At 43.0% G+C, this 3,492-nt stretch carries 3 protein-coding genes; all 3 read right to left on the bottom strand.

Annotation, left to right across the window (positions count from 1 at the left end; translation table 11 throughout):
• Nucleotides 1-1,650, bottom strand: a 1,650-nt coding sequence (locus tag QA601_18615) for a C25 family peptidase propeptide domain-containing protein (GenBank protein MDG5817117.1), incomplete at its 3' end; no start/stop codon positions are given.
• 48 nt (nt 1,651-1,698) lie between these two features.
• Nucleotides 1,699-2,760 (bottom strand): 3-deoxy-7-phosphoheptulonate synthase, encoded by a 1,062-nt coding sequence (gene aroF / locus QA601_18610; protein MDG5817116.1) that lies wholly within the window; start codon nt 2,758-2,760, stop codon nt 1,699-1,701.
• A 440-nt stretch (nt 2,761-3,200) separates the two neighbouring features.
• On the bottom strand, nt 3,201-3,492 hold a 292-nt coding region (locus QA601_18605; protein ID MDG5817115.1), incomplete at its 5' end, for a hypothetical protein.

The following is a 3,492-nucleotide window of genomic DNA, read 5'->3' as shown; positions in this document are numbered from 1 at the left end:
GATATCTCCGGTTTGGCCAAACGTATCACCATGAATCAGAGATGTCTCTGACTCATTCTGAGGAATACGAAAGACATATACCTCTTCCTCATCACCTCTGTCGAAGTTGTATCGTTTTACACTATTTTCTCTATCAGAAAACACTTCAAGGCGCAGATCACCATTTTGATTGCCTGCAGCCAGTTTCTTTGGGTACCGAAAATAGATACCATACAATTCATAGAAAGAACCAGCTGAATTTGATCTGTAATCTAATGAAAGCCTGTTTTCAGTCCACTGATCTATAGTAAACCATACATCTGAACAGTTGGTACAAATCTCATCATTTCCAATTGATGCAGAAATGTCACCTGCACCGCGGTTTCTGAAATGTTCGACAAATTGAACATCTACTGAGTTTTCCTGCTCAAGACCCGGAAGATCAATCAGTTTGCTCCAGGACTGATTGTTTACATCAAAGCGTCGGTATATATAATCGATCCCTCCCTCTTTAAACTGCATTGAGCGACTCTGTGGTCTTCTCAGTAATACCTTGTTCATGAAATTGTCAACTGTTTGAACCGGATCAGAAGGCTGCTCAAAGGTTTCCATCTCACATGCCGGGCTATCTTTAGTCGTAAGCCAGTAGGTGCGGTAGTCACTATAACGATTAATCTTCATTTCAAACTCATTGGTTCCTTCATTATAAACCCAGTCTGAAGCGCCGCTAACAAATGCAAGCGCGTAATCCTGTGACTCTACCGGGCCAAAGGGATCATCTGAGACCCGTAAAAGCGGAATTTCAAACATCCCATCCGGAATCTGCCCTTCACCAGGAACACTTAGATCCATTTCCCCCTTATGTGATGCGTAGAGTGCAACTCCTGACATCCTGACCTCCGGTCCAAAAAGCTCAATGAGATCATCACCGGTTATCTTTACTATTCCATTTTCCAGAGTCGTAGCTTCATTAAACCCACTATGACCGTCTCCAACTTTAAAAGAGTAAACCCTTCGGTTTCTACTGAAAGGAAAATCTTGAACAGCAGCTTTCCTTAATCTCCCTGCCCTTCTCCAGCCCCGGGCAGTAGCAAAGTTTACCATCAGATTGTCTACCATGCGATTGTAATCAGACAAAACCCCCGGAGACGAGGATGGGCGGTGCTGAGAAGGTGGAAACCGTACCGAAATTGTTGCTTCACGAAGCACAGAAACATTCTGACTGTTTTGGTCATACTGAAAGGGACGTACCACCACTCTTGCAGCCCTGTAGTTTCTAAACGTAGTATACTGAGGTTCACTGACCCAGACATTTTGGTATTCAACATCCGATACTCCATCAGACCTTGAACGCTTAACAGGATTGTTCAGTTGCTTACGGTTTATTGCACCCACCGATACATCTACATCGATCTCCCCCTCCTGTGGCACACCAATGAAGAGAGTATAGGAAGGAAGGTAGGGCTCACCACTATCACTGCTAAAAGAGTTGGAGCCGGAGAATGATAAGTGCGTATATGAGCCATCTGCAGTTTTTACAGTAGCTGTATCGAACTCTTCAACAGTAAATGTAAAGGTAAGTCTTGATGGGGAGTCTTCTGTCACTGTTACCGGACTGCTTAAAACAGAGAAAACACATCCTAAAACTATCAGTAGAATTTTCTTACTCATAAATGGTTCAACTTTGTATTCTTGAGGTTAAAACGATTTTTCCTGAAACTAAAGAACCGCTCTGATTTTTTCAGATTTTTCCCTTATCTCCTTAAGCTGCAGGGCCGTCACGCTCTGCTCACCATCACATAAGGCGTTTGCGGGGTCATTATGGGTTTCAATCAACAATCCGTCAGCTCCGGCCGCAACTGCTGCGAGTGAAACGCCTTTAACATTTGCGCGGTACCCCGTTGAGTGTGAAGGATCAAAAATCACCGGTAAATTTGATTCGTTTTTCAAAACCGTAATTGCTCCTATATCGGGAGTAAAACGCTGAAAGCTCTCTTCCTCAAATGTTCTAATCCCCCTGAGACACAATATTACATTGGGGTTACCATTTGATACTATGTATTCCGCGGCAAGAAGAAAGTCTTTAAGGGTTGAAGAATCTCCCCGTTTTAAAAGAACCGGTTTCTTATTTTCTTTTGTAAGAATTGCAAGTTCCTGAAGAAATCCGTACGATTTCATGTTCCTGGCACCGATCTGAATAATATCAGCATACTCGATTACATTCTCAAGAACATTGTGCTTCTCCCTCTCACCGTTTTCATCTATGTGGTGATGCAAGCCGGTAGCTTCTGTAATGATTTTAAGCCCGTACTGCTCCCGTACTTTAGCTAAAAGTTTCAATCCTTCAAGCCCCATACCCTGAAAACTGTAGGGTGATGTTCTTGGTTTATACGCCCCCCCACGCATAATCGTGATACCCATATCATTAAGGTATTGAGCGATGGAAAAAATCTGTGATTCACTTTCAAGCGAGCAGGGACCTGCCAAAAAGCAGAGCTGATCGCCCCCAATTGCAACCCCCCCGGCATCAACCACTTTGGAGCGTGAAGAATACTCTCGTGAAACGAGCTTATAGGGCTTTGAGATACGGATAACCTTATCGACACCATCAAGCTCCCCAAAATAACTCTCCTCCACTCTCGAAAGATCACCAAGCACACCAATGACATCGATACCCAAAGAACCGTGAATAATCTCGTAGTCAAACCCGGCTTTCTTTATCCTCTCAAGTACTCTCTTTTCCTGCTCAGGAGTGGAATTTTTCTCCATATGAATGATCATCTTGACGACTCCAATCGGTTCTTTTTAATGAAATATAGTATCGTTGCCCCTTCCAAACCCATTTTTTGCCCAAAAAAGAGCTCGCTACCGAAGCTATCACCCCAGGTACTGTACTGCTCTGTTACGTATGAATATTAAAAGGGCACACTAAATGCCAAACAAAACGAAAAGCCCTAAATCTACAGGCGAACGATGTGTTATGGAAAATAATAGTTTTCGCAAAGGATACAGCAAAGAGTTCAAGCCCATCAGACTTGTTTTAGATGGGACACTGGCGTAGTTGGAGGTCACTTTCGGCGCTGTCGGGTGCCCTGTTTTGGGTAAATACATGTTTCAATGGTTATAATCCATTCTCAGCCATAGAATTCTTCAGTTTTGATTAGCTTTGAGCAGAAAAAGGAAAAAACACATCTCCCATTTGCTTTAATTAGCCACAAAGACTATCTCGGTGGATGTACCACTAATCGTTTTATATCACTGGTGGTAGTCTTTCTAAACCCATCTGTATGTGCTTTTACCTGATACAGGTACACATTTGGTGTAAGAACATTTCCCGCCTGGTCTCTTCCGTCCCACAAATATCCGTTTTCTGGGTCGCGTATAACTCTGATTAATCTTCCACCAAGAGTATAGATTCTAATCTCCAACTGAACATCTCTGCTATAAACAACATCGCTATGGTGAAAATAGAAACGGGTTCCCTCCTCCATTCTCATTGGATTTGGAACATTT

The sequence above is a fragment of the Chitinispirillales bacterium ANBcel5 genome, assembly GCA_029688955.1.
In the GTDB taxonomy this organism is placed as follows: domain Bacteria; phylum Fibrobacterota; class Chitinivibrionia; order Chitinivibrionales; family Chitinispirillaceae; genus Cellulosispirillum; species Cellulosispirillum alkaliphilum.
Note: the sequence above shows the minus strand (reverse complement) of the source record. Positions and strands in the feature narration are given on the sequence as shown.